Source organism: Pseudomonas helvetica (genome assembly GCF_039908645.1).
GTDB classification, from domain to species: Bacteria; Pseudomonadota; Gammaproteobacteria; order Pseudomonadales; family Pseudomonadaceae; genus Aquipseudomonas; species Aquipseudomonas helvetica.
In genome coordinates this window covers 5,439,093-5,465,468 of sequence record NZ_CP150917.1, presented here as the reverse complement: position 1 = coordinate 5,465,468, position 26,376 = coordinate 5,439,093, and the positions used below count along the sequence as shown (strand labels likewise).

Sequence of the window (26,376 nt, the reverse complement as noted above, 5' to 3'; positions counted from 1 at the left end):
AGAACAGGACCGATAATGATCACAAGAAACGATTGCCTGGCGCTTGATGCGCAAGACCCTTTGGCTCATTTGCGTCACCAGTTTGCGCTTCCCGAAGGCGTGATTTACCTCGACGGCAACTCCCTTGGCGCGCGTCCGGTTGCGGCGCTTGAGCGTGCTCAGGCGGTCATCGCCGAGGAGTGGGGCAATGGCTTGATCCGCAGCTGGAACAGCGCGGGATGGCGCGACCTGCCGGAACGTCTGGGCAATCGCCTGGCCGGGCTGATTGGTGCCGGTGAGGGCGAAGTGGTGGTCACCGACACCACCTCGATCAACCTGTTCAAGGTCCTCGGTGCGGCCTTGCGTGTGCAGGCGATGCGGGCACCGACGAGGCGGGTGATTGTCAGTGAGTCGAGCAACTTTCCGACCGATTTGTACATCGCCGAAGGGCTGATGGATTTGCTCCAGCAGGGCTATAGCTTGCGTCTGGTCGACAGCCCGGAAGAGCTGGCGCAGGCGATAGACCAGGACACCGCAGTGGTCATGCTCACCCACGTCAACTACAAAACCGGCTACATGCACGACATGCAGGCCGTGACGGCGTTGATCCACGAATGCGGCGCGCTGGCGATCTGGGACCTGGCGCATTCCGCCGGTGCGGTTCCGGTCGATTTGCGTCAGGCGGGCGCGGACTACGCCATCGGTTGCACCTACAAGTACCTCAATGGCGGCCCCGGCTCGCAAGCGTTTGTCTGGGTTGCGCCGCAGCTGTGCGATCTGGTCACGCAGCCGTTGTCCGGCTGGTTCGGTCACTCCCGACAGTTCGACATGGCCTCAGGCTACGAGCCGAGCAGCGGTATCGCTCGCTACTTGTGCGGCACTCAACCGATCACCTCATTGGCCATGGTCGAGTGCGGCCTGGAGATTTTCGCCCAGACCGACATGCCCAGCCTGCGCCGCAAATCCCTGGCGCTGACTGACCTGTTTATCCAGCTGGTGGAGCAGCGCTGCGCCGCTCACGATTTGAAACTGATTACCCCGCGCGAACACGCCAGGCGTGGCAGCCATGTCAGCTTCGAACACCCGCAAGGCTACGCGGTGATACAGGCCTTGATCGCCCAAGGCGTGATCGGTGATTACCGCGAGCCGCGGATCATGCGCTTCGGTTTCACGCCGCTGTACACCAGCTTCACCGAAGTCTTTGATGCGGTGCAGATTCTTGGCGAGATTCTCGATCAGCAAACCTGGTCGCAAGCGCAGTTCCAGGTACGCCACAGCGTCACCTGATCCCAGCACTGTCCGTGGCGAGGGAGCTTGCTCCCGCTTGAGTGCGCAGCACTCACAAAATCGATACTCACTGCGAAGATTTTTGGGCCGCTACGCAGCCCAGCGGGAGCAAGCTCCCTCGCCACAGGGTTTAGTTCGACCGTGTGACCCGGTTTATCCAAACGATGTGCTCTCTAAAAAAACACAATATTCAGAGGACAGAGAAATGACCGACACCCTCGGTTTTGAAACCATCTCCAGCCGTGAGCACGGCCTCAGGCGCCAGCTCACCTCGGGGCAGATGAGCATGATCGCCATCGGCGGTGCGATAGGCACCGGCCTGTTCATGGGCAGCGCCTATGCCATCGGCTATGCCGGGCCGAGCGTGCTGCTCAGCTATGCGATTGGCGCGGTCATCACGCTGCTGTTGATGGGCTGTCTGGCGGAAATGACCGTGGCCCATTCGACCTCGGGTTCGTTCGGCGCGTATGCCGAGTTCTATATCAGCCCGCTGGCCGGGTTTCTGGTGCGCTACGCCTATTGGGCGGCGATTGTGTTGGCGGTCGGCACCGAGGTGACGGCGGTGGCGATGTACATGAAGTACTGGTTCGCCAACGTGCCTGAGTGGATCTGGATCGTCTCGTTCTCGAGCATTCTGATCGTGCTCAACGCCATCAGCGTGAAGACCTTCGGCACCTTTGAGTATTGGTTCTCGACCATCAAGATCGGCGCGATTGTCGGTTTCATCATTCTCGCGGTGTATGTGGTGTTCGGCTCGGGCAACCCGGAGTACGGCGTGCATCACTACACCAGCCACGGCGGATTTTTCCCCAATGGATTGCAAGGGATGTGGGTGGCGGTGATCGTGTCGATCTTCAGCTACCTGAGCGTGGAAATGATCGCGGTGGCAGCCGGTGAAGCCGAGGATCCGGAGCGGGCGGTGAAGAAAGCCTTTCGCGCGACCATCGTGCGGCTGGTGGTGTTTTACCTGCTGACCCTGGCCCTGATGCTGGCGATTGTGCCGTGGGTTCAGGCGGGTCATGCGCAGAGCCCGTTCGTCACGGTCATGCAAACCATCGGCATTCCCGGCGCCACCGGGGTGATGAATTTCGTGATTCTGATTGCCGCGTTGTCGGCGATGAACAGTCAGCTCTACATCACCACGCGGATGATGTTCAGCCTGTCCCGTGGCGGTTACGCCCCCAAGGCGATGGGCGCGTTGAGCAAGAGCGGCATCCCGCTCAACGCCTTGCTGCTGTCGAGCTCGGGCATTGCGCTGGCGACGCTGTTGAACGTGATGTACCCGGAAAGCTCCTTCACCTTGATGATGGCGATTTCCATGTTCGGCGCGATCTTCACCTGGTTCATGATCTTCCTCACGCACTACTGTTTCCGTCGCTATCACCAGCGTCACGGCGAGCGGAAGCTGTCGTTCCGCATGCGCCTGTTCCCTTACACCACGCTGTTGGGGCTGGTGCTGATGGGCGCGGTGATGATCACCACCTACTTCACCGAGGCGTTCAAAATGACCTTGGTGTTTGGTGTGCCGTTCCTGCTGATCCTGTCGTTGGTCTACGGGGTGTTCTTCAGAAAAACCAGGGCATTGGCCGGCACACTGGACAACGCCCCGGCCCCGTAGGAGCAAGGCTTGCCCGCGATGGCGACCGCAAAATCGCCATCGCGGGCAAGCCTTGCTCCTACAAGTTTGTGTCAGCGGTTTCGGATAACGCCTCAAGCAGGGCTTTGGCGTAACGGGGCAGGGCGTCGAACGAGCGTGCGCACAGCAGTAGTTTTCGCTGGGCCCATGGCTCGTTCAGCGCGAGATGTTTGAATGCTTGCCCACGGGCCCAGCGCTCGACCGCTGCCAGTGGCACAATCGCCAATCCCGCGCCATGGGCGACCATGCGAATAACCCCATCGAAACCCTCGGCGCGAATGCGGATCTGCATGCGCAGTCCGGCATGCAGCGCCTGTTCTTCCAGATAGATCGCCAACGCGCTGTTGGCACTGAGCCCGACGTAATCGTGAGACAAGGTCTGGCTGAAGTTCGGTGCTTCCCCTTCAGCCAATGGATGATCGCTCGGCATGATCAGCACCAACGGATCATCGCGGAATGCTCGGGTGTCGAGGTCATGGGTGTCCACCGCATCGGAAACGATACCAAGGTCCGCCGCTCCCTGACGCAAGGCATGGGTGATGCGCAGGCTCGGCAGTTCTTGCAGGTCGATGTCGAGGTTGGGGTGCTCTCGCAGAAAGTCCGCCAGCAACTCGGGCAGGTATTCAGTTATTGCCGTGGTGTTGCACAACAACCGCACCTGACCTTTGGCGCCTTTGGCGTATTCCGCCAGATCCTGTTGCATGCGTTCGGCCTGTCGCAGCAATACCCGGGCATGTTGCGCCAGTGCCTTGCCGGCCGGGGTAGGGCTGATGCCGCGACGCCCACGCTCGAAAAATGCTGTACCCAGCGAAGCTTCCATCGCACGGATTCGCGCACTTGCCGCCGCCAGTGACAGGTGGCTGCTGGTTGCGCCAGCGGTGATGTTGCCGGCGTCGAGGATGTTCAGGTAGAGCTTGAGGTCGATCAGGTCGAAGTGCATGGGCGTTTCCAAGGCTCTGTTAAAACAAGAGGCAGGCTCAGTATATGGCAGATTTTCAGGGCCCTTCGAAAGGCCCAGGATAACGCTATGAATACTCCTCTCGCGTTCTATCAAAACCTCGGTTTGGCCTTGTCTTTATTGGTGATCATCACCTTTTTGATGGCCGGGATGATCAAAGGCGTGATCGGCCTTGGGCTGCCGACCGTTGCCATGGGCTTGCTTGGTCTGGCTATGGCGCCGGCACAGGCTGCGGCATTGCTGATCATTCCGGCGACGCTGACCAACGTCTGGCAACTGGCGTTCGGTGGGCATTTGCGTCCGTTGATCAAACGGCTGTGGCCCATGCTGCTGGCGATATTTGTCGGTACCGGTGCGGGTACGTTGTGGGTGGGGATTGGAAGCGGGGAGTGGGTGGTGCGAGGACTTGGGGCGGCGCTATTGCTCTATGCCTTGAGCGGATTGTTTCTGCCCACCTTGCGGGTCAGTAGTAAAACCGAAGGCTGGCTCGGCCCGCTCAGTGGTGCGCTGACTGGCATCATCACCTCGGCCACCGGGGTTTTTGTGATTCCGACGGTGCCGTATCTGCAAGCGCTGGGGTTGAACAAGGATCAACTGGTGCAGGCGCTGGGCCTGTCGTTCACCGTGTCGACCCTGGCACTCGCTGCCGGCTTGATGTGGCGCGGGGCGCTCGGCGACGGCGAATTGAGTGCTTCACTGCTCGCCCTGATCCCGGCGCTGCTCGGCATGCTGCTGGGGCAATGGTTGCGAGAGCGGATCAGCGCCGTGTTGTTCAAGCGGGTGTTCTTCGTCGGCCTTGGAATACTCGGCGGCCATCTGCTGATCAGCGGCTAGCCGATGATGGACTGAGCATGTCGATGCGGCGGATATCGAAATCGCGTTCCAGGTAATCCATGCGGTTCTCGAAAAACTGCTGCATGTGCGGCAGGTTCGAGTGCACGTCCAGATGGGCCCGGGACTGCCAGATCTCGTAGAAGATAAACAGCGTCGGGTCTTGCTGGTCGCGCAGCATGTGGTACTCGATGCAGCCAGGTTCGGCGCGACTGGGTTCGACGTAAGCGCGGAACAGGGCTTCGAAGGCGTCGGCTTTTTCCGGGCGGGTTTTGGCGTGCAGGATGAAACCGTGTTGCTCGCTCATGCAGAACTCCTCAAGTCAGGGTTGAGAAAATTCTATGGCAACAATCAGCTGGTGATTCGTGCGTTTCGGTCAAATGTATTTTGCCGGCTTCGGGCTTATTCATGGGAAGGGTCATCGATACTCTGCCGCCATCAAATTTAAAACTTTTCGATCCCGCGACTTATCCACAGCGCGGTGCATCGGACCCTGATGAGGCTTCCCATGAAAAAAGTTCTGTTGCTCAACGGTGGCAAGAAATTCGCCCACTCTGACGGTCGCTACAACGCTACCCTGCACGAAGCTGCCTTGAGCGTGCTGGATCGCGGCGGTGTCGACGTGAAAGTGACCCACATCGACGAGGGCTACGACGTCGCTGAAGAAGTCGCCAAGTTCCTCTGGGCCGACGTGATCATTTACCAGATGCCGGGCTGGTGGATGGGCGCACCATGGATCGTGAAAAAGTACATCGACGAAGTCTTCACCGAAGGCCATGGCAGCCTCTACGCCAGCGACGGCCGGACCCGCTCCGATGCTTCGCAAAAATACGGCAGTGGCGGCCTGGTGCAGGGCAAGCAGTACATGCTGTCGCTGACCTGGAACGCACCGCAGCAAGCGTTCGACGACCCGAGCGACTTCTTCGAAGCCAAGGGCGTGGATGCGGTGTACTTCCCGTTCCACAAGGCCAACACCTTCCTCGGCATGAGCGGTCTACCGACCTTCCTGTGTGTCGACGTGATGAAGCGGCCGAACATTGAAGCCGACGTCGCGCGCTACGAACAGCACCTCAAGCAAGTATTCAACTTGCCGGCGTAACCTGCGTTATGTCTCGCATCCGGCTACTATCGAACACCTGAGCAGTGGCACGTTTTTACTTGTGGCGAGGGGGCTTGTCGGAACGCCGCACCGCCCCTTTGGAGCGCGAAGCGGTCCTGACATCAGTCACCGTGTATTTTCAGACTAAGTGCGGGCAGTGAGTTTACGACTGCTGCGCAGCCGAACGGGGGCGAGCCCCCTCGCCACAAGGAATGCCTGACTCCCGCCACAAGGCGCATTCGATAGGAAGGACATACGTGAAAGCCAGATCCGATGAGTTGCAGATTTTCGTCTGCGTGATCGAGTGCGGTTCGATTTCTGCGGCGGCCGAACAGGTCGGGCAAACGCCTTCGGCGGTCAGTCGCACGCTGTCGCGTCTGGAGGCCAAGCTCGACACCACGTTGATCAACCGCACCACGCGGCGCATGGACCTGACCGAGGAGGGCAAGTACTTCTTCGAACAGGCCAAGCTGATTCTCGACCAGATGGACGAGCTCGAAGAGCGTCTGTCCTCGCGTCACAAGACACCTTCCGGACGGCTGCGGATCAATGCGGCGTCGCCGTTCATGCTGCATGCCATCGTGCCTTACATCGATGAGTTCCGCCGTCTGTACCCGGACATCCAGCTGGAACTCAACAGCAACGACCTGATCATCGACCTGCTGGAGCAAAGCACCGACATTGCGATCCGCATCGGGCCGTTGGCGGATTCGACCCTGCACGCGCGCTCGCTGGGGGGCAGCCCGCTGCACATCCTCGCCAGCCCCGCGTACCTGGAAAAACACGGCACACCGACCACGGTTGCCGAACTGGTCGGCCACTCGTTGCTGGGTTTCACCCAGACCGAAAGCCTCAATCACTGGCCGCTGCGTCATGTGCACGGCGACCGCTGGCAGATTCAGCCGAGCCTCAGCGCCTCCAGCGGTGAAACCCTGCGTCAGCTGGCGCTGGAGGGGCAGGGCATTGTGTGCCTGTCGCATTTCATGACCATCAATGACATCAAGGCCGGACGGCTGAAATTGCTGCTGGCGCAGGCCAACAGTGGCTATCGCCAGCCGATCAATGCGGTGTACTACCGCAACTCGCAACTGGCGTTGCGGATTCAATGCTTCCTGGACTTCATCCAGGGCAAGCTGGCGAGTTACGCGAACGAGGTGTTTGAAGGCTGATCCTTGCCATCACCAGCAGCCGTCGGTGTTCTCGTTCTGCCCCATGAAAATACTCACCGCGCATTTTCATTAATCACGACATGGCATGTCTGTGAGCGACATTTCTTGTCTCTTCACGAAAATTACTTTCATCAGGTTTGAAAGCGGCTCCTCGAAATGATTTATGGGTTTCACAACACATCGACGTGACCCTTTTCGAGGAGTACCGCATGGCACCGTCCTTCGGCTATTGGCTGCTGGTTTATGCCGCTATCGCCATCATTGCGCTGATCGTTCTGATCGCCCGTTACCGACTCAATCCGTTCATTGTCATTACCCTGGTTTCCATTGGTCTGGCGCTGCTCGCCGGAATGCCGCCGTCAGGGGTGGTGGGCGCGTATGAAGCGGGCGTCGGCAAAACCCTGGGGCACATTGCGCTGGTGGTGGCGCTGGGCACGATGCTCGGCAAGATGATGGCCGAGTCCGGTGGTGCCGAGCAGATGGCGCGTACGCTGATCGAGCGTTTCGGCGAGAAAAACGCGCATTGGGCGATGGTCTGCATCGCCTTTCTGGTGGGCCTGCCGCTGTTCTTCGAAGTCGGTTTTGTGTTGCTGGTGCCGATTGCCTTTACCGTGGCGCGGCGGGTAGGCGTGTCGATTCTGATGGTCGGTTTGCCGATGGTTGCCGGGCTCTCGGTGGTGCACGCGCTGGTGCCGCCGCATCCGGCGGCGATGCTCGCGGTGCAGGCCTATCAGGCCTCGGTGGGGCAGACGTTGCTCTACGCGATTCTGATCGGCATCCCGACGGCGATCATTGCCGGTCCTCTGTACGCCAAATTCATCGTGCCGCGCATCCAGTTGCTTGCGGAAAACCCGTTGGAACGACAGTTCATCGAGCGCGAACCACGGGACCGCTTGCCGGGTTTCGGCATCACCATGGCGACAATTCTGCTGCCGGTGGTGCTGATGCTGATTGGCGGTTGGGCCAATCTGATCTCCACGCCGGGCAGCGGTTTCAACCAATTCCTGTTGTTCATCGGTAACTCGGTGATCGCCCTGTTGCTGGCGACATTGCTGAGCTTCTGGACCCTCGGTCTGGCCCAGGGTTTCAACCGCGAATCGATCCTCAAATTCACCAATGAGTGCCTGGCACCCACCGCCAGCATTACCTTGCTGGTGGGCGCCGGCGGTGGCTTGAACCGGATTCTGGTGGACGCCGGGGTGACTGACCAGATCGTCGGCCTGGCCCATGAGTTTCACTTGTCGCCGTTGTTGATGGGCTGGCTGTTCGCGGCCTTGATGCGCATCGCCACCGGTTCTGCGACCGTGGCCATGACCACCGCATCCGGCGTTGTCGCGCCGGTGGCCATTGGTCTGGGCTATCCCCATCCGGAGCTGCTGGTGCTGGCGACAGGTGCGGGCTCGGTTATCTTTTCTCACGTCAACGACGGCGGCTTCTGGTTGATCAAGGAGTACTTCAATATGACCGTGACCCAGACCTTCAAGACCTGGACGGTGCTCGAGACCTTGATTTCGGTGATCGCGTTCGGCCTGACCCTTGGTCTTTCCTATGTGCTTTGAACAGCAGGTGCGGTAAATGGACATCCTCTATCAGATTCGTGCGCGTCAGGATTCCTTCAGCGCCGGTGAAGGGCGGATTGCCCGGTTGATGCTCGACGACGTGGGCTTCGCTGCGTCAGCGAGCCTCGACGAACTGGCACTGCGAGCCGAGGTCAGCAGCGCGACACTCTCGCGTTTTGCCCGCAGCGTCGGTTGCCGAGACCTGCGCGATCTGCGCCTGCAACTGGCTCAGGCCAGCGGGGTCGGCAGTCGTTTTCTCGACCCGGCAGGGACGCCGGAACAGTCGGCGTTTTATCGGCAGATCGTCGGCGATATCGAGTCGACGCTGCGTCAACATTTGTCGGCGTTCGATGAGTCGCGTTTCGCCGACGCAGTGAAATTGCTGGGCAAGGCGCGGATGATTCACGCATTCGGCATGGGCGGTTGCTCGACACTCTGTAGCGATGAGCTGCAAGTGCGGCTGGTGCGCCTCGGCTACCCGATTGCCGCCTGTCATGACCCGGTGATGATGCGCGTGACCGCCGCTTCACTGGGCGCGGAGCATGCGCTGATTGCCTGTTCGCTGACCGGCATCACCCCGGAACTGCTGGAGGCTGTCGAGTTGGCGAGCAGCTACGGCACACGCATTCTGGCGATCACCCTGGCCGACTCGCCGCTGGCGCAATTGGCCGATGTGCTGCTGCCGCTGCAAAGCGCCGAAACCTCGTTCATCTACAAACCGACGGCGGCGCGTTACGGCATGCTGCTGGCCATTGATGTGCTGGCTACCGAGCTGGCGCTGGCAAATCCTGAAGACAATCAAGAACGTCTGCGGCGGATCAAACTCGCCCTCGACGACTACCGTGGCGGCGATGATCATCTGCCGCTGGGAGACTGACATGCAGTACCACACGCTGATCCGCAACGCCCTGATCATCGACGGCAGCAACACGCCGGGCTATACCGCCGACGTGGCGATTATGAACGGACGGATCGCGTGCATCGGTGATTTGCAGGAGGCCAGCGCCGATGAGGAAATCGACGCGGCCGGACGGGTGCTCGCGCCAGGCTTCATTGACGTACATACCCACGACGACACAGTGGTGATCCGCCAGCCGCAGATGCTGCCCAAACTCAGTCAGGGCGTGACTACGGTGATCGTCGGCAACTGCGGGATCAGCGCCTCGCCGGTGAGTTTGCGCGGCGATCCGCCGGACCCGATGAATCTGCTCGGTACGTCCGCAGCCTTTGTTTATCCGCGTTTCAGTGATTACCGGGCGGCAGTCGAAGCGGCCAACCCGACGTTGAACGTGGCCGCATTGGTCGGCCACACGGCACTGCGCAGCAACCACCTCGATGACCTGTTTCGCACCGCGACACCGCGCGAAATTGCGGCAATGCGTGAGCAATTGCGCGAGAGCCTGGAAGCCGGTGCGCTGGGCTTGTCCACAGGGTTGGCCTACGCCAGCGCCTTCTCGGCATCTACCGACGAAGTCATGCAACTGACTGAAGAGCTGACAGCTTTCGGCGCGGTCTACACCACCCATTTGCGCAGCGAATTCGAACCGGTGCTGGAGGCCATGGACGAGGCATTCCAGATTGCTCGCCACGCGAAAAGTCCGCTGATCATTTCCCATCTCAAATGCGCTGGCGCCGGCAACTGGGGGCGCAGTCCGCAGCTGTTGGCGTCCCTTGAACACGCAGCGAAAACCCACCCGGTGGGCTGCGATTGTTATCCGTATGCGGCGAGCTCCTCGACCCTGGATCTCAAACAGGTGACGGACGCGTTTCGCATCACCATCACCTGGTCGACACCACACCCTGAAGTGGGCGGCCGCGACCTGATGGACATCGCCGCCGAGTGGGGCGTGCCGTTGCTGGATGCGGCCCGTCGCCTGCAACCGGCCGGGGCAGTCTATTACGGCATGGATGAGGCGGATGTGCGGCGCATTCTGGCCCACCCGTTATCGATGATCGGTTCCGACGGTTTGCCGGAAGACCCGTTCCCGCATCCACGGTTGTGGGGCGCATTTCCACGGGTACTGGGGCACTTCAGTCGGGATCTCGGATTGTTCCCGCTGCACACGGCGGTGCACAAAATGACCGGGCTCTCGGCGGCGCGTTTCGGCCTGAAACAGCGCGGTGAAATCCGCGAAGGGCATTGGGCGGATCTGGTGCTGTTCGACCCGTTGCGCGTGCGTGATGTGGCGGATTTCAACGACCCGCAACGTTCGGCCGAAGGCATCGACGGTGTGTGGGTCAATGGGGTGCGCAGCTATATCGATGGTCAGCCGAATGGACGTCGGGAAGGGCGGTTTTTGGCGCGCGAAGGAACTCTCGGTTCAGGCTTCAGGTAACAGCGATCTGTGGGGTTGATCACAATGGTGGCACTGTGCAATTAAAGAATGCCTTCCCCAAGCCGAAGCGCTGTCATGCAACCCACTTAGAGTGGGGCCTTTCAGTTTGGGAGTAGCGCAATGAGCTTCGGTAAAACCACCCCGATCCTGCGGATCTTCGATGAAGCCAAGGCGCTGGAGTTCTACGTCGACTTCCTCGGTTTCACGCTCGACTGGCAGCACCGTTTCGAGGCGAACTTCCCGCTCTACCTGCAGGTGTCGCGAGGTGAATGCGTGCTGCATCTGTCCGAGCACCACGGCGACGCAACGCCGGGTTCGGCGCTGCGCATCGAGACCGATGAGCTGGAAGTGTTCCAGCAGCAATTGCTGGCCAAGGAATACCGCTTCGCTCATCCACAGATTCAGGCCATGCCCTGGGGGAGCCAGGACATGACCATCAGCGATCCGTTCGGCAATCGGTTGGTGTTTACCAATGCGATTTGTGTTTGAGACCGCTGGGCGGTCTACTGAGTTGTACAAGCGGGGGGTGTGCTAGTCTCAATCAATGATTTCATTGATTGCAGGAGGCATCATGGCCAGCATCACGATTCGAAACCTTGACGACCAGATTAAAGAACAACTGCGAATAGCCGCTGCCCACAATGGGCATTCGATGGAAGAAGAAGCCCGTTTGATTCTGGGAAGAGCATTGGCCACTGTTGATCGGGCAGGAGGGCTTGGTAGTCGGATCCGCAGCCGGTTTAGCGCAAACGGTGGGGTTGAACTCGATTTGCCTTCGCGCCAGGAGAAAGCGACAGCGGTGGATTTCTCCGAATGATAGTGCTCGATACCAATGTTCTTTCAGAGTTCATGCGGGCTGAGCCCGATATACACGTGTTGGCCTGGGTTGACGCACAACCGGCGATGGATCTGGCAATCAGCGCGGTTACCGTCGCAGAAATTCTCCATGGTATTGCCCGGCTGCCATTCGGTAAGCGTAAACAGAAACTTGAAGCGCATGCGATGGCGATGTTCGAAGAGGACTTTGCCGGAAGAATATTGCCTTTTGATGCTCATGCCGCTGTCGAGTACGCGACGCTGGTGGCGGGCTGCGAAGCCAACGGCCGAGCGGCGTCGATGGCCGATGCGCAGATTGCCGCCATTTGCCGAACTCACGGTGCCTCGATTGCTACTCGCAATGTTCGGGACTTTGAGTTTCCCGGGGTTGAGGTGATCAATCCGTGGGAGGCCTGAGCGCTGGATTGATCACCTTTGCTCATCCACAGATTCAGGCCATGCCCTGGGGGAGCCAGGACATGACCGTCAGCGATCCGTTCGGGAATCGGTTGGTGTTTACCCATGCGATTTGTGTTTGAGCGGATAACTGTATGGGGTGGCGGGTCAGTCAAGACAGACCTGTCATCTTCTATTCCGACTACCTCCCGGACGCGTGCGTTGTACCTGGTTTATTTGCTGGACACGTGCGTTGTATCCCGCATAGTCGGGGGGATTGCGTCCGGTTGGAATGTTGACCGCATGCGGAATGATCCCGCTGCAGTTAATGCAGGCAGGGAATGGCTGAGGGTTAGACCCCCGAGATAATGTGTCTGTGAATACAGTGGTGTCGGCAAGTATCCTTTCCGCTCTATCCGGATAGAGCGCAACAATTGAGTTCACCAGTCGGACTTCTGCATGGGTCCCGGGGCCACCGGCGAGTATCGGCATGATCCCCGCCATTCTATCGATATGAGTTGCTATCCAGTCTCGCGTAGGTTGTTGCAGTTCATGGGCGTTACTGGACAGCCTGCTGATCGTAGGCGCATCTCTTAATACGTCTTCATCGATTGTTAAATTGTGGAACATGTCATTGCCCGCCGCGGCGTACCGGTTGGACACATCGGTCACATAGTCAGCCGTGTTACTGATCCTGTAGGTTCCGAATTGCAAGTAGTGACCGGCGTTCGTGGCGTTGCCTGAGTAACGCATATCTACCCCTGCATATCCCCTCATACTGCCTTGAGGCTTTGGGATATTAAAAAAGTCGCTGAGCCCAATTTCGCTCGTTTTGATGTATCCATACGAGTGAGCAAGAAATTCCTGCCTCAGCAATCTCTTGTCTAAAAATTGATCAGAGCTTTTGTCGTAGTCATCCGGTATCAAGCGATAGGTAAGGTCACCGTTAGCGGTATCCATGATTTCCTGTGAGCGGGCTCTGCCCCAATCCTCGAATTCTCTGAGGTCTTCGTCTCGCATCAGGCCCTTGTGATCGACAAATCTCACCGGGTTGTTTCCCACCATGCAATACAGATTCAACCCGTCAACCGCTCCCGCCGGATCAGGACTGATCCAACGCTGTAACCATGGCGCGTAATACCGGTGCCCGTAGTAATACAGTCCACTGGCATCACGCTCCTTGCCGGAATATCGAATCGTTTTGTAATCGGCCTCCACAGCCGAACGGGACGCCGTCCACGCCGTACCGCCATAAGGCAAATAACCTTCCTGACTGATCAGCGACGCCTGGTCGTCAAGCTCCAGCGAGCTGGACCTCAGATGGTCATCAAGGCTGTAGCGTATTTGATTGGCCGCGATATCGGCCGGTCGGCCTTGGGTCCAGTGCAGGTAGCGAACGCTATAGCGACCGGCTTGCAGGGTGATGACTTCCAGTCGCTCGTGAGTGCGGGTGCGGATTTCGAGGCCCGGCAGATAGCGAACTTCTCGGGTGTGAGTCACCGACGCTGCATGGGTAGTTTGAATCTTGCGTACACGTTGACCGCTGCTGTCGTAGCTGTAGCGCTCAATGTCATCGCGCCCGTCTTCACGCTGGATCAGCATGACACTGGCGAGTTGATTGCGGGTGTTCCATTCCAGCGCCTGGCTCGGTTGCAGCGCGTGCAGGTTACCGTTGGCATCGAAGTTTGCTGCAATGTCAGGAGTTGAGTCGCCCTTGTTCCAGGACTGGAGGCGATTGTTTGCGGCGGCAATGTTCAGGGTCCGGGTGTAGTTATTACGATCGCGAACATGGCGCAGTTCGGTCAGGTTGCCCCCGGTGTCGTACGTATAAAGCTCGGTAAAGTTGAACAATTGCCGGGCGTCGATCGGTGCTCTGCTGGAGATCGGAAGGTGGGGTTGGTTGTTGGGGCCTTCCGCTTCACGGCCCGTTGCGCTGGTCAGTTGGTAAAGGCTGTCGTAGGTGTAGGTGCTGATGGCTTCGACTCGCTGGTTGCTGCCAAATTGCACTGGCTGGGTCTTGTCCTCGATCTGCGTCACATTGCCCACTGCGTCATAGGTGTAGTGCAAGTCCTGCAGGGTGCTGCCAGACACGGACGCGCCGAGTGAGGTCAAGCGTCCGCTGGCCGGGTCGAACAGGGCGCGACTGGTAACCCCGTTACCGGCAGTCTGGGATTCCACTTGGCCAAACGCGTTGTAGAGCAGATCCTTCACGATATTATTTTCGATCACGGCGTCTTTTATTTTCAGGCTCACGGACTTGAGTTGACCCGCAACATCAAACGAGAAACGTTGTTGGTGCTGACCGGCATCGATTTGCTGGATCATTTCTCCCTGCGCGTCGTAGCGCCAGATCGTTTTGTGACCCTCGCCCTTTTCAAGCAGTACATTGCGGTCCTTCTCGTCTGTTGGCCAATGCGGCTGCCGGGGATCGATGAGGAAGCGCCGTGTCTGACCAGCAGGTTTGGCGCAGAGTGCATATTCATGGATGAGCAGGGTACCGGCGCTGTCATCGTGACGGGTCAGTGCACCACACAGGTTGCTCGCCGCAGCGGCTGACGAATTATCGCCATAGCTGAAGCGTTCGATCACGCGCAGATCCTGGCCTGCTGCTTGCTCCTGGATTTCGGTCGGCCGGAGCTGATTGTCGTAGCTCGTTTGCCAGTGGCTGCCACGCTGATCCCAGCTGCGCAGTGTCTGTCCGGCGTCACCATGCAGACTCAGGCGCCACCCGGCATCGACACTGTCGACCAACAGCGGCTTGCCGGACAGGCTGTAGACGGTGGTCAGATTGGCCTTTGGCATTTTGCCAAACAGTCGTGGGTCCCACTGCGCAACCAGGTGTCCGGCAGTGTCGTGGTCCTGGCGGGTAATTCGTGCTTGAGGGCTGTCGTCTGCGCTGCCGCGCCAGTAAGCGATGTGCCGCACAGGCAGGCCACGGCTGTCGATGGCGTTGATCGTGGGTGTCTTGCGGTGAAGGCGTACGTTCATGCCTCACCTCCGGTTGTCGGGAGTGGTTTGGGCATGACCTCTTCGAGTGTGTCGTTCTCGTCTTCATCCACGGTGTACCAGGGATGACGGGTTTGCCGCCGCAGACAGGAAAGATCACCTTGTTTGGCGAGTCGTGTGTGAGTCGGTCGCCCCAATGCATCGTAAAACTGCAAATCGCAGTGGCCGAACTTCCGAAAGGACACATCGTTGATGTAGCGGTGCTGATCGGCGAAGTAAGGACGGTAAGTTCGGATCGCCAATCCCTTGTTGTTGTATTCGATACGTTCACTGACGCGCCAGCGCTGCGCGGCGATCTGTTGCTGCGGTATTTTTCCGTTGAGCGTCAGCTCTCCTGTGTTGCTGACGACGTAGGCTGTTCCTGACTCGACCTTGAGCTTTTGTTGCAGTGTCCGGCCAAAGCCGTCACTGCAGGTCACGGCGATTCGGATTTGCCTTTGGTCGTCATCGGGATAACGATCGGCGGTCAGTGCCGCAATGTGCACCGGCTCGCGAGCCGAGATGTCGAGTTCGGCTTTCAGTTTCGCTTCATCGGCCGAGAGTGTCTCAAGGCCCGCCAGACGACGCCGAATCGAGGCACAGATATGTCCGCTCGGCAGTAAGTCGCCGTTGGCTACGCAACGGGTCAGCCAGTCGGTGTCCTTCAGAGCGGTGTCCGAGGCGCGCCCCATCCAGCTAAAGGGTGCGTAATAGATGGCAATGGCGGCGTCTTTCAGAGCGTCTTCTTTGTTGGTGATCGCCTCGCTCGGACGGGTGAATACCGGACGTCTGTATTGGGCAACAGGTTTGAAACCTGTGAGCTTGTTACCCTCGCTGCGATAAAAACTGCTGGCCAGTATCTGGCCAAAACTGTCGTAGAGGCCTTCTTGAATGTTCCCGTTCGGATCGGTGATGCGTCGGGGCACAAGCGAGCGGTAATCGTAGGTGGCCTGGGTGATGCAGCCATCGGGCAGTTTGAACGCGGTGATGAGGCAGCCGTACTTGTCGTGGCTGATCTCGGTCACGCCCTGGCTTGTGCTCGGCTGGAGGGTTTTTACTTTGTAAAAGCCCTCCAGTGTGGCGTAGGTCGAGAAACCGCTTTTGACTGACCAGAGCTTTTTGGGGGACGTGGACGTCGGGAGAAAATCGGTCATGCGGTGATAGCCACTTCGTTCAAGCAGTTTTCCCTTGGGGCGAGTTGCTTGCGACAACACATCGAAGGCTTTCAGGGCTGTATCGTCCAGCTCGGCGGTTTCCAGATGGTCGGCCAGGGCTTCGAAGTGAGCGGTGCCGTCTGGCAAGGTTTCTGCGGTAGAAGTGTTCTTGTAGCGTTGCACGGACAGGCCCGTCAGGATGCTCTGGGTCGTCCAGTCGGTTCCCTTGATGAGTTCGATGAGCTTTTCGTAAGTCATGTCCTTTGTGGCCAGCCCTCCAGATGCAGGCGCCTTGGGTCGTTTCAGGGCATGGGTACGCTGGCGATAAGGCAGACCCAACCGCCATCCCTGGGGTGAATCCAGATGAATGAACTCGGTGCGGGTTTCGTTCAGGTAGTAGAGCTGTTGCGCCGGATCATGAGCATCGCGCCACCATTGCTGTTGGTCGGCATCGCTGAACGGCGGTGTATCACTGTCGGTTTTACGTCGGGCATAGTGGACGCTTACGTTGTGGATCAGTACGCCGAACCTGTCGTGCTGCAGATTGAAGATGTGCTGGCATTGCGGATCATCGGTAATGCCCTCGTACTGGTAACTGATGGACTCCAGTGGCAGCGGCAACATCCGGGCGTAGCGCTGGCTACTGTCTGGCACTTGTAGCAGACGGACCTGATAGCGGTTTTCCTGAACCGAATAAAGCGTTCTGGTTTTCAGGCGTGTATCGATTCCGAGGATCTCGCTGCGCAGTAAATGACCACTCAGGGCGCGCGCCATTTCGAGGGTTGTCGCAGTATCAGGGGTAACGAGTGTGTCGCCCCCGATCTCGGGTTGGTATTGGCAAAGCAGTGCCTTGCCCAGTGCCACCGCTGCTTTGTCAGCGCTGTGATAACCGGTTCGGGGCAAGTCCACTGCTTGTCCGGTGTGGTACCAGCTCTTTTTCAGGCTCGGTGTCGTAAAACCTTGCGAGCCGGCATCACCGGGATTGGCTTCACTGTCGGTTTGCAGCAACAGGCCGAAACCGCGAAATTCCCGTTCGATACCGTCGTAATAGCCTTGGCGATAGGAAAAGCTCTGGGTCAGTTGATTGCCGGTAATCTCGTCGAGTTGGGTCTGGCTCGAAACCAGATGCAGGGCAAAGGGCAGATGACAGCTGCGGGGCTTGCCGGCTTTGATTCTCTCTGCTTTTTCATCCAGCCATTCCTGCGCCGAACTTCGGTAGCGGATGCTGCCGGCGGCGCCCATGTTGTTATTGGTGCCAGTGAGCAAATACGGTTTTTCACTGACGAAGTCGTAGCGCCAATGCTGCGTTGTCATGTGCGGCACGCTGAGTATCAGGCTGGAACAACCGAGCCCTTGCAGGTCAGCGATGCTCGCCTGGCAGAAACGATCGTAGCGCACACCTTGCGGCCAGGGCAGGGCAACTGACAGGTCGAAAGCATTGCCGCAGCGGTTCATGAATATCTGCGCATGGTCCGCATGCAGGTAGATCAGATCGGCGGCGCCCGAACCGTCCAGATCTGCCAGGCGAATACGTGAAGCGTCGAATGTCTCGTAGTCAAGTTTCGGCGAGCCCAGCACGAAGCCTTTACCGAAACGTCCATGTCCCAAGTTTGGCCAGCACTTCACTTCATTGTGGCGAACACGGACCAAGTGCGGTTGGCCACTGCCCAGGATATCGCTGAAAGCCACCAGCTCGGTGAGCGAAGACGTGAGCACGGGAAGGGCGTCTTCGTCCTCTTCGCGAGGCACTTCGCGGGCAGCAGCAAAGCCCTTTTCTCGTAGATTGGCATACAGACGAACGCTGCGTGGGCCTATCAGCGTCAAGTCGCTTAGCCCTTCGCCCATCAGATCGGCCAACTGTCCTTGTGGATGAAAAAACTCCGTAGGGAACGCGTCGAGCGAGGCAAAATTCGACCAGTTTCGATCGGGGCCCAGGGAGAAAACCCCACTCAATCCTGGCTGAGCAATGACCCAGTCCAGTCGACCATCGCCTGTGAGGTCGCTCAGTGATTGGCGCACAGGTTTGGCAGTATCGGCGGTCGGGATCGTCGGCAGGGCGCGCCACTGATCGTAAGTCACTTCATTGCTTTTGGCTTTGGCGCGTAGGGGCTCGCGGTAATACCAGGCATTTTCACTGGAATGAAGTACCCCCGGTAGCCCTTCACCGTACAGGTCTACCAGTTGGTAACGCTGACCGTCGTTGAGACCGGGCATGTCCTGAAACTGCTGCCAGTTGTGGGCGTCGGCCGGGAGCTTGAACGGGCTGTAGCTGAACTCAACGGGAGGACGGCTATCGGCTGCTATCGCGTTGCCGAACGCCTGTTCATGGGCCGCTGTCAGGTGTTGATAGCCCAGAGACGTTTGACGGTAATCGAGCAGCAGGCGTCGGACCAGAACGGGGTCGGTACCCAATTCATCGGGAAAGCGGTGAAACATCAGCACCTGGCGGCACAGGCGCTCTGTACGTAATTCAAAGCCGTAGGCGAAGTTGGAAAACCCGTCGCTACGGGGTTGCCACTGTTGGCCGTCATATTCCGGTTTCTGTTCGTACGCCGTGCTCCGTTCGCCGTAGTCGAACACCAGTTCGAAGTGCCATTGCACAAGCCTCAGGCGATCGGCTTTCCATAAGTAAAGGTGCGCATCGGCCTTGAAATTGCCATAGCTCACACGGCTCAAATAGCGCTGGGCCTTGGCGCCATCTGCCTTGTACTGGTAAAGGATGTGCTCGCCATGTGCGTTCAGGCTCTCCTCCAGCAGCCATTCGCCGACACGCTGCGAATTCTGCGGATCGGCACGACGCGATGCAGGTTTTTTTCCGAACACATGAAGGCTGCCATCAGCACCATGCACCAGCCAGAAGCCCGCTTTGTCGCTCTGTGAGGACCAATGTTCAATGCGGTCGAAGCTGCTTTCGATTCTCGGGAAGTGGCGCGTGACGGTATAGGTTTCGCCCAGTTCCAGGTCGTTGTAATGGTCGATGCGGGTTGAGGTGATGACGCCTTGTAGATCGCGCTCGGGCAACCAGACAACTCCACTGGGGCCGACAATCTCGTCATCCTCGGTATAGGCCGGCACACCTTTGCTGGTGCGTCGCCCGACGGTGGGTAATGACATCCCCCAACCGATGCCAAACACACTGTTACCCACCGAGCTGCCATAGCTCAGAGACAAGGAGGGAGCAAAGCCGCGACCCGGCGAAATCGGCAAGGCAAGCTCATAAGAGGCCGCGCCGTGGGCGCCGACGGCTCCCCAGCCTTTGCCAATGCTTTGAATGGCACCACCACCTTTGGGCAGCGACGGCGCGATGACAGGCAATGCGTTTTGTTCGCTCATTACGCACCTCCCGCTCTGGCCGTGTAGCTCACGTGCACGATGATGTCGGTCAGTGAGTCCAGCATGGCTTTCTGCGCTTCGGGATTGGGAAAGGTCAGGCGCCATGTGGAGATGGCGCCGGTGTATTCGAAGGGCAGGTAGCGTTCATCGTTGAAGTTCAGGGTGAACAGGCCGTTGTCGTCGACTCCGGTGGAAAGGGCGATTTGCTGGCTGGCTCGCTTGTTTTCCATGAGCTGTCCCTGGTCACCTGGAGACATGAACACTTTGCTTGCGGTCTGGGTCAGCGTTGCCCGGATGTTTTCATAGGGGCCGAGGAGGACTGGCAAGGAGACGCTGAGGGTCTTGATGCGTCGCAGGTAATGCTTCTGGTCTTTGTAATCGTCTTCGAACATGGCGTGGGTCAGTTCGAAATCACAGATACCATCCTTCAGATCGATTTGAAGGTCCTTCCATTCTTTGTTGATTGAGCTGGAGCTGTCCTGGTCTTTGATCTGACGCAGCGACACGGTTTTACGAATCTCCAGTTCTCGCTCGTTACGCTGCAAATATTCGGCCTGCATTTTCAGCAGGCTCAGCTTCAGCTGCTCACCTGCTCCAAGCCCACGGTAAGTTGTGTTCCAGGTCCCGGGTTGAACAAAGCGCGTGCTGAAGTCGGCGTGCTCGTATTGCCAGCAGGCTTCGGCGGCCAGGCACAAGGCTAATGTCGCGTCGTAGGCCTGGTAGTACAGCGTGGCAAACTGGCTGTTGAGCCATTGGTAGAGCTGCGCTTTGGTAAAGCGTTTGCTGAGGAAGTCGTAGCTGGCCTTGGTCTGGCTCAGTGCTGTTTCAGCCTGGCGTAATTGCAGGCGTGTGGCGGTTTCCTGCTCGGTGAAGTGCGCGAGTTGTGCGTCGATCTGGTCCAGTTCGAGTTGTGCCTGATCACGGGTCAGGGTCCACTCCTCCCGCCGACGACTGAATTGCGCCGTACGGTCGAGATGGCTGGCCGCGGTGCGAGTCGCTATGGCGGAGCCTTGGGCGAGCGCAGTGGCGGCATGCATCCCGCCTTCCCAGCGGCTACCACCATTACTAAAACCAAAAATATTGGGGACCATCATCATGCCGCCCGCGACGACCTGGGAGGCTGATGCTGCCAGTTCGGATGCGCCGCTGCTCAAATACAGTTGGCTGGCGGCAGCTTCTTCTTGAGTGACATCCTTCTCCAGCAACTGCTGATAGTGGCTGATTCGACCCCGGACGATCGCTTTGCTGGCCAGCAGGGCCTGGCGGTTTTGCCGGTCGATGCGTAGCGCCTGGGTTTGCAGGCCGACGGACATTTTCGCCAGGTCCCAGGCGTGCTGTTGCTGCAATTCCTGCAACCGGGTTTGTTCTTTACGCTCGATCAGCGACAGCAGCGTGGCGCCGAACTGGTTGACACTTTCCACTGCACTCAGGGCCTGACTGTGCATGACCGTGAAGCGATAGTGCGGGATTTGTGTGCTCGGCAGGTTCGAAGCTCCGCCGCTTGAAGCGCTCAATGCATTGGCGCTGAGCAAGGCGCGAGGCTCCAATGGCGCCGCGAATAACGGCAAATGCAAGGGCTTGCCGACGATGTCGAGGTTATGCCGCAGGTTGTATAAACGACTCTCGGCGATGTCCCAGCGCTTGAGCAGTTCCGGGTTGAACGGCAAACGCAGATGCGGGGTATCGATAGCGGGTAAGGAGTTCTGCGGACTGCCTTCGCGTAATTGCAGGGTTGAACGGATCAGTGAATCTTCGAATGTGCGCAGGCTTTTACTGGGTGCCTTGCTCAACGCTTGCAGGCTGATAGCCGACCACTGATCGACTTGTTGAACAACCGGGCGTGGCCCCAACAGATCCAATGCCCGCACATACCAGCGCTTTGCCTCGCCGAGGCTATCGGGTGTCAGTTCGCGGTACGCGGCATCGCCTCGGTTGATCAGAATGTCGAGGTACAGGAAGTACAGCGTCTTGCGAAAATGCACCGGATGGCTAAGGGCGATCTGGTGCGGATCGTGAGGTGCCTGGCTGGAATATGAGGGGACATCGGGGCCGGTCAGAGGGACCGCATTCCAGTAACCGGACTGCTTACGGCCTGGATCGAAGGCATAGCGAATCCAGCGTTCGGCCTCGTCGTATTGGTGTTCTGTGTTCAACCGATGGGCGATCAGCCACGGCAGGTACAGGAACAGTTCTGTGAAGTAACGACCGTAAGGGCCGTGGAAATCCATGGTTGTTCCGGAATCGGTGTCTGCAATTTTTGGCTCTGGCAGACGTTGTGTTTCCGTACTGAACAGTTTGTCCAGACTGTTTTCGGTACGTTGGATCAACTCTGCGGCGAATGCGGTGTTGAGTCTGATTGGCTGACGACCGGGAAGTCCTTCGTCGCTGTGCGAAATCGTCGATTCCGAGAAGTCGAGAAACTGCACCGTGCCCGAACGTTTAATTGTGGGAGTGCGGAAATCGTTGCGAATCCTGAGTCTGATGGCAGCAAGATAGTAAATTTCTGTTTTTTTTACCGCGTCGTTAGTAATGCAATATCCGTAGTAAAAAGGTTCACCTTCTGTCTTGATTTGGTCGGTGTCGAATGTGGCTGTAAACTCTTTATCTAGGTGAGGCAGGGTCTTGGACGAAGAGGTACGTTCGCGTTGGGAGTCTCTAACGGATAGTGGCCGTAATATAACGTATTTAATTGAATCGCCACTTTTGAGGGGATAAGCCTCCTTTAATTTAAGACTCATGGTGAGCGTTGATTCGGTTGGCTCATAGCTTATGTTGGCGGTAAATTCGTCGGGCTTTTCAATGGGTGCTACATTTTTATCTTTTAAATCAATGGGTATTGAAGTCTTTAATAATGCTGTGCGTGCATTGGATCTTGCTTGTGCAGAGATTTTTGGTTGAAGTGAGTGCGTGTTGGAAAGCACGCAGAGATCTTGCGTAAGTGTGTAATGCAGATGCCGTCGGTTTTTTGCTGTGTCTTCTTTAGGAATGAATACTCCTGGGCTGTGCGTGAGGTATTTGTCGACGCTGGCTGTTTTCAGAAAGATAAAACTGTTATCGGCCTTGGCATCTTGCGGGTTAACGTATAGGGCAATAATCAGGCAATCCTGCGAGTTCTCCTGGTGATGGACGGCGACAGTACCTGTCAGCGACTTGATTGAACTCAAGTCCTTGTCTTGCAGTGTTACATCGTCGCCGTAACCCTGCAGGCAGGTTCGCGCGGTGCTCCAGCTGCCATCGTGTTTACGGTAGCTGAGGCTTAGCCGAAACAGGGGATTGTTCCTGGTCGTTTGGCTTTCGCTGGAGTGGGCGGCAGGATCCTGATGAATGCATTCGGCCCAGACGACAAACAGGCGATTGTTGAACCAGACCGGGCGAATCGAATGCTCGATGGCGTCATCCGGAATGGGCACATCGGCTTTTTCCCAGTCCGACCAGGCGAACGGGTCGGGTTGATCAGTTTGTTGGGGGCGTTGAGCCATGTTCAGCGAACGCCAGAAATAGGTGTTCTCGCTACGGGATTTGGCGATGAAGTAATAAGTGCTGTTGGCGAAATCTACACCCTCGATATAGCCATTGAGGATGTTCAGGTTGGCGACCTCTTCGAGCCGGGTCAGGTAGGCCTGCACGGCAGTCTGAACGGCATCGGGTTGAATCCGGTTTTGGCTGAGGTCGTTTTCCAGTTGCTGGAAGTTATCGCTCTTGTTGTTTCTCAGGCCGGGGTCCAGATAGATCGCGGGGAAGTACTGCAGCTTTTGATGGGCGGCCCAGGTTGGGTACTGGTGCATCTCATTGCGCCATGTCTGCACATGCTCGGGAGCATCGGTTGCCGAGTCATAACCGGGCTCCATGTTCATCAGAATGCGATTGATGTAGTGCTGCAGGCTGGCAATGGCACAGGCCACGGGGGTGGTGGGCACATCCTGGCTGACCAGCACATCGAGTAACCAGTATTCGTAGAGATCCTGGGCGGTCTTGAGCTTGAGGTTTTTTGTCGTGGCGTCGGCGGGCACGACTTTGTTCAGGTACAGCGCCAACAGTGCATCGCGCAGGCTTTCATCGAGCTGCTTTTTAATGGCAACGGTCATATTCGATCCTTGAATAGAGGTGTACGGGTCAATGACGGGCAGCGAGCACGGCTTCACCCACGGTTTTCCAGTCGGATGTTGAGCTGTCGGCTGTCAGGGCCGTAGCGTTGAGCAGGAGGCTTGCCGACAGTCCTGTGTTCTTGCAGCACGCTTGGCAGCGCATGATCCAATCCACTTCTTCCATTGTCCTGGCGCGGTTTTGCCCTAATAGCGCGGTCAGGCAACTGACCTCTTCGATGCTCCAGTTCAGGAGGTTGGCCAGCAGGCCGTTGGAGTCTTTCGCTGGGGCCTCATTCGCCAAACGCAAGTAATGCAAAAGGTTTTCTTCTGACTGCGGCTGATGGCGGGCGCAATGACTGAAGCGTTCGAGCAAGTACAGCGTTTGAGGTGTCAGGGTTCCTGGGCAGTTCGAGGCGAGCCACGCAGGATTACTCATCAATTGCTGTAGCGTGCTGCTGTTCAGGTGCAGCCCCTTGCAGGCTCCGGCAGCGCGAAGGACCTTCGCCAACGATTGGGGTATTTTTCCTGGCGAGAAATTTTTGATCTCCGTGACGACTGCCATTGTGGAGGTGTCGCCCATCGCCATCACGCTGGGGACGTATTCGGCGGATAAGTCGGCAATGTCATGCAGCAGCGTTTCTACCAGGCGCTGTTGATGGTCAGCAGAAGGATTGGTGTCAGCTCGAAATGTCTCCAGCCGTCTCTCCAGCTCAGGGGGGAACGGTAAGTCGTCCTTCGTTGAACTGAACAAGCGACACCATTGCAGCACATCACGGTTGTTTTGCTTGAGCCAGTCAACCGCCCATTCCATGGCCATCAATACGTCAAGTATGTCGCTTGAATGATTATAGGGGTCGCTCAATTTACCTTTAGCCAACAGCTCGCAGAACGCTTCCCCTCCCAGCGTTCGCGCCATTTCTGCGCATTCGACAGGCGACAAGCCAAACATCTGTGCGATGCGGGCCTGGCGGTAAAGTGAAGACACCGTGGGTAAGTCGTGTTTAAGCGAAGAAAGGTGTTCTTTGGTCTGTGCCGCGAGCAGTAACAGCGAGTCTTGCGTGACGGTCAGCCCCAACCCCGCGCCGAGATAGTTGAGGCTCGGTTGCGATTTGGGGGCTTTGATATCAATGTCCTGTCCCGCGTTTTGCAGCAGAGGATTCGGGAGCAATTGAGTGCGGTTGAACACTTGATCGAACAACGGAGCACGATCACCGCAAGCGGATGTCGGCATGTCGTGCAGTAGCGAAGCAAACTCCTCGGGCGCGATGCCGTAACGCTGATTCAGGTATCGATACACCCCCAGGACACGGAGGGTGTTTGGATTGAGCCACAGGGATTTCAGGCCGGGCAGTGATGTCGTGCCGTCCGAGTGCATGGCGTTGACGATCAGTGTGTCCAGTTCGGCCGCGGGGATACCGGTCCAGCGCTGCAGCCGGACCATACGCAACAGGACGTCAAAACAAATTACGGGGAGGATATTGAACGTCGCGGGGCTCGTCGCTACCACCATTATCTTGTCGCGAGCTGACGCCGTGTTGATGTACTCGCAGCCATAAAAATGACGACCGGCCCCCGGGCTGTTGGTTGAGGCTTTCGGACGGTGTTTACCCTGCGCCAGCAACTGATCAATCCGCTCCATCGTCAGCCCGGTAAGCTCCTTGAAGCGCTCAACGCTAAGCCTTGGATCGGAGACTTTAGTACCGTAAGCCTTCACCTCTATATCGGGGTCGAGTGGCTCTATCAGTATCTTCTGCTGTTCCGGGCTCAGGCCGGACATCAGTCTCTGAGCCTCGGAAGAGGGCTTGGAAATGCTTCCGTATTCAGACTCGTCGAGCAAAAAAGGCAGTTTCAGACTGACCTGATAATTCAACTCGCCCAGCGCCGGTTTATCTGCACCCAACCCAAGCAAGCACTGGTGATGATGAAGGTCATAGGGCAGAGAGAGCGGGTAGCGCTCGCAGGCCAATACTTCGTGAACGGACTTCGTGTTGTTGGTTTTTTTCAGGTGTTCCTGGACATGACTGCTCAAGGTGTCATTGACGATGCTCAGCATCGGCTTTGCTGCGAAGGCACTCTGGTGATCCAGCGTCAGGTTTTTGAGGTCCGGACGCCTCGTCTCCAGGGTGATCTTGTCGGGGTGTGTGGACGATTTTTCCAGTTGTCCGGCAAACAGATACAGCGCTCGCAGATAGGCCACTGGCGAGTCGATTGCAGCGATATCACCGTCCTTGCAAAACTGCTCCCAATTCTCGTTGAACAATGCTTGATAGGTGGCGGGCCCTGACGTCGACTCGGTACCAACACTGCGCCGAACACGTCGACTGGCATCGCCGGATGACAGCTGATGCTCCTGATACAGACGGCTGATCTGTCGGGCATAGCTCAGCGCGTTGCCATACGCCTGCTCGGCGTTTGCGTCGGTATGCCTGGCGAGTTCAAGGGTGAACTCCTCTTTGGTCATGCGCACGATGTCGAACACCGACTCAAAGCCCATGTGCTGCATGGCTGTCTTGAAGTCTGCTTTTGTCTCGTCTTCGTTGCCTGGGGAGTCAATCAACCTGTGTAACAGCGAGCCGTTGCTTACGTCCATGTGTTGTCATTCTCCTGTTCGAACGGAATGTTCTTGGGCAGAAGAAAACGTACAGGAGTCAGTCTGGAATCGCGGTAGGTTGGCTGGGGATTGGGCTGTACGAAAAAGCAATCCGTTGTTCGGATTTATCGTCGAGAGAACGCCGGTATTCAGCCCCCATACC

At 57.8% G+C, this 26,376-nt stretch carries 17 protein-coding genes and 1 pseudogene; 12 read left to right on the top strand and 6 right to left on the bottom strand.

Going from position 1 to position 26,376, the window contains the following annotated elements; translation table 11 throughout:
• Positions 1-15 precede the first annotated feature (15 nt).
• Positions 16-1,266, top strand: coding sequence for a kynureninase (gene kynU, locus AABM55_RS25235; RefSeq protein ID WP_054594118.1), 1,251 nt, complete (start codon positions 16-18; stop codon positions 1,264-1,266).
• A gap of 205 nt (positions 1,267-1,471) precedes the next feature.
• Complete coding sequence (locus AABM55_RS25230; RefSeq protein WP_347928061.1) at positions 1,472-2,884, top strand: amino acid permease; 1,413 nt, start codon at positions 1,472-1,474, stop codon at positions 2,882-2,884.
• Between the two features lie 58 nt (positions 2,885-2,942).
• Here the strand turns inward: AABM55_RS25230 and AABM55_RS25225 are convergent, their stop codons facing one another.
• Positions 2,943-3,842, bottom strand: coding sequence for a LysR substrate-binding domain-containing protein (locus AABM55_RS25225; RefSeq protein WP_347928060.1), 900 nt, complete (start codon positions 3,840-3,842; stop codon positions 2,943-2,945).
• Positions 3,843-3,929: 87 nt separating this feature from the next.
• Here AABM55_RS25225 and AABM55_RS25220 point away from each other — a divergent pair, with 87 nt between their 5' ends.
• Positions 3,930-4,694 carry a sulfite exporter TauE/SafE family protein gene (locus AABM55_RS25220; protein WP_347928059.1) on the top strand — a complete coding sequence of 255 codons (765 nt, stop codon included), beginning with the start codon at positions 3,930-3,932 and terminating at the stop codon, positions 4,692-4,694.
• Here the strand turns inward: AABM55_RS25220 and AABM55_RS25215 are convergent.
• Positions 4,684-4,998: a putative quinol monooxygenase gene (locus AABM55_RS25215; RefSeq protein WP_019691724.1), complete on the bottom strand. Its 315-nt coding sequence runs from the start codon at positions 4,996-4,998 to the stop codon at positions 4,684-4,686. The two genes, AABM55_RS25220 and AABM55_RS25215, sit on opposite strands and share 11 nt — an antisense overlap.
• A 201-nt stretch (positions 4,999-5,199) precedes the next feature.
• Here AABM55_RS25215 and AABM55_RS25210 point away from each other — a divergent pair, with 201 nt between their 5' ends.
• The 9 genes and pseudogenes from AABM55_RS25210 to AABM55_RS25170 form a co-directional block, all read left to right on the top strand.
• Positions 5,200-5,790: an NAD(P)H-dependent oxidoreductase gene (locus AABM55_RS25210; RefSeq protein WP_054594114.1), complete on the top strand. Its 591-nt coding sequence runs from the start codon at positions 5,200-5,202 to the stop codon at positions 5,788-5,790.
• Positions 5,791-6,047: 257 nt separating this feature from the next.
• Positions 6,048-6,959, top strand: a complete 912-nt coding sequence (locus tag AABM55_RS25205; RefSeq protein ID WP_347928058.1) for a LysR family transcriptional regulator — start codon at positions 6,048-6,050, stop codon at positions 6,957-6,959.
• Positions 6,960-7,168: 209 nt separating this feature from the next.
• Complete coding sequence (locus tag AABM55_RS25200) at positions 7,169-8,518, top strand: gluconate:H+ symporter (RefSeq protein ID WP_347928057.1); 1,350 nt, start codon at positions 7,169-7,171, stop codon at positions 8,516-8,518.
• Between the two features lie 16 nt (positions 8,519-8,534).
• On the top strand, positions 8,535-9,395 hold the full coding sequence (locus AABM55_RS25195) for a MurR/RpiR family transcriptional regulator (RefSeq protein WP_054594111.1): 861 nt from the start codon (positions 8,535-8,537) through the stop codon (positions 9,393-9,395).
• A gap of 1 nt (position 9,396) precedes the next feature.
• Positions 9,397-10,854 carry a D-aminoacylase gene (locus tag AABM55_RS25190; protein ID WP_347928056.1) on the top strand — a complete coding sequence of 486 codons (1,458 nt, stop codon included), beginning with the start codon at positions 9,397-9,399 and terminating at the stop codon, positions 10,852-10,854.
• A 120-nt stretch (positions 10,855-10,974) separates the two neighbouring features.
• On the top strand, positions 10,975-11,343 hold the full coding sequence (locus tag AABM55_RS25185) for a glyoxalase superfamily protein (protein ID WP_054594109.1): 369 nt from the start codon (positions 10,975-10,977) through the stop codon (positions 11,341-11,343).
• Between the two features lie 82 nt (positions 11,344-11,425).
• A complete protein-coding gene (locus AABM55_RS25180) occupies positions 11,426-11,671 on the top strand; it encodes a hypothetical protein (RefSeq protein WP_054594108.1) in 246 nt (81 codons plus the stop codon).
• On the top strand, positions 11,668-12,087 hold the full coding sequence (locus tag AABM55_RS25175) for a type II toxin-antitoxin system VapC family toxin (RefSeq protein ID WP_054594107.1): 420 nt from the start codon (positions 11,668-11,670) through the stop codon (positions 12,085-12,087). Before AABM55_RS25180 ends, AABM55_RS25175 begins: the two co-directional genes overlap by 4 nt.
• A 17-nt stretch (positions 12,088-12,104) precedes the next feature.
• Positions 12,105-12,209: pseudogene (locus AABM55_RS25170) on the top strand (VOC family protein); the annotation flags it as partial.
• Between the two features lie 43 nt (positions 12,210-12,252).
• On the opposite strand, the gene AABM55_RS25165 reads toward AABM55_RS25170, so the two are convergent.
• From AABM55_RS25165 to AABM55_RS25150, 4 genes are read right to left on the bottom strand one after another with little or no spacing between them, the layout of a single operon-like run.
• A complete protein-coding gene (locus AABM55_RS25165; protein ID WP_347928055.1) occupies positions 12,253-15,054 on the bottom strand; it encodes an RHS repeat-associated core domain-containing protein in 2,802 nt (933 codons plus the stop codon).
• Positions 15,051-19,538 (bottom strand): SpvB/TcaC N-terminal domain-containing protein, encoded by a 4,488-nt coding sequence (locus tag AABM55_RS25160; RefSeq protein ID WP_347928054.1) that lies wholly within the window; start codon positions 19,536-19,538, stop codon positions 15,051-15,053. The genes AABM55_RS25165 and AABM55_RS25160 overlap by 4 nt, the downstream gene beginning before the upstream one ends.
• Positions 19,538-23,623 (bottom strand): neuraminidase-like domain-containing protein, encoded by a 4,086-nt coding sequence (locus AABM55_RS25155; RefSeq protein WP_347928053.1) that lies wholly within the window; start codon positions 23,621-23,623, stop codon positions 19,538-19,540. The genes AABM55_RS25160 and AABM55_RS25155 overlap by 1 nt, the downstream gene beginning before the upstream one ends.
• Positions 23,624-23,651: 28 nt before the next feature.
• A complete protein-coding gene (locus tag AABM55_RS25150) occupies positions 23,652-26,213 on the bottom strand; it encodes a Tc toxin subunit A (protein ID WP_347928052.1) in 2,562 nt (853 codons plus the stop codon).
• Positions 26,214-26,376: the final 163 nt, after the last annotated feature.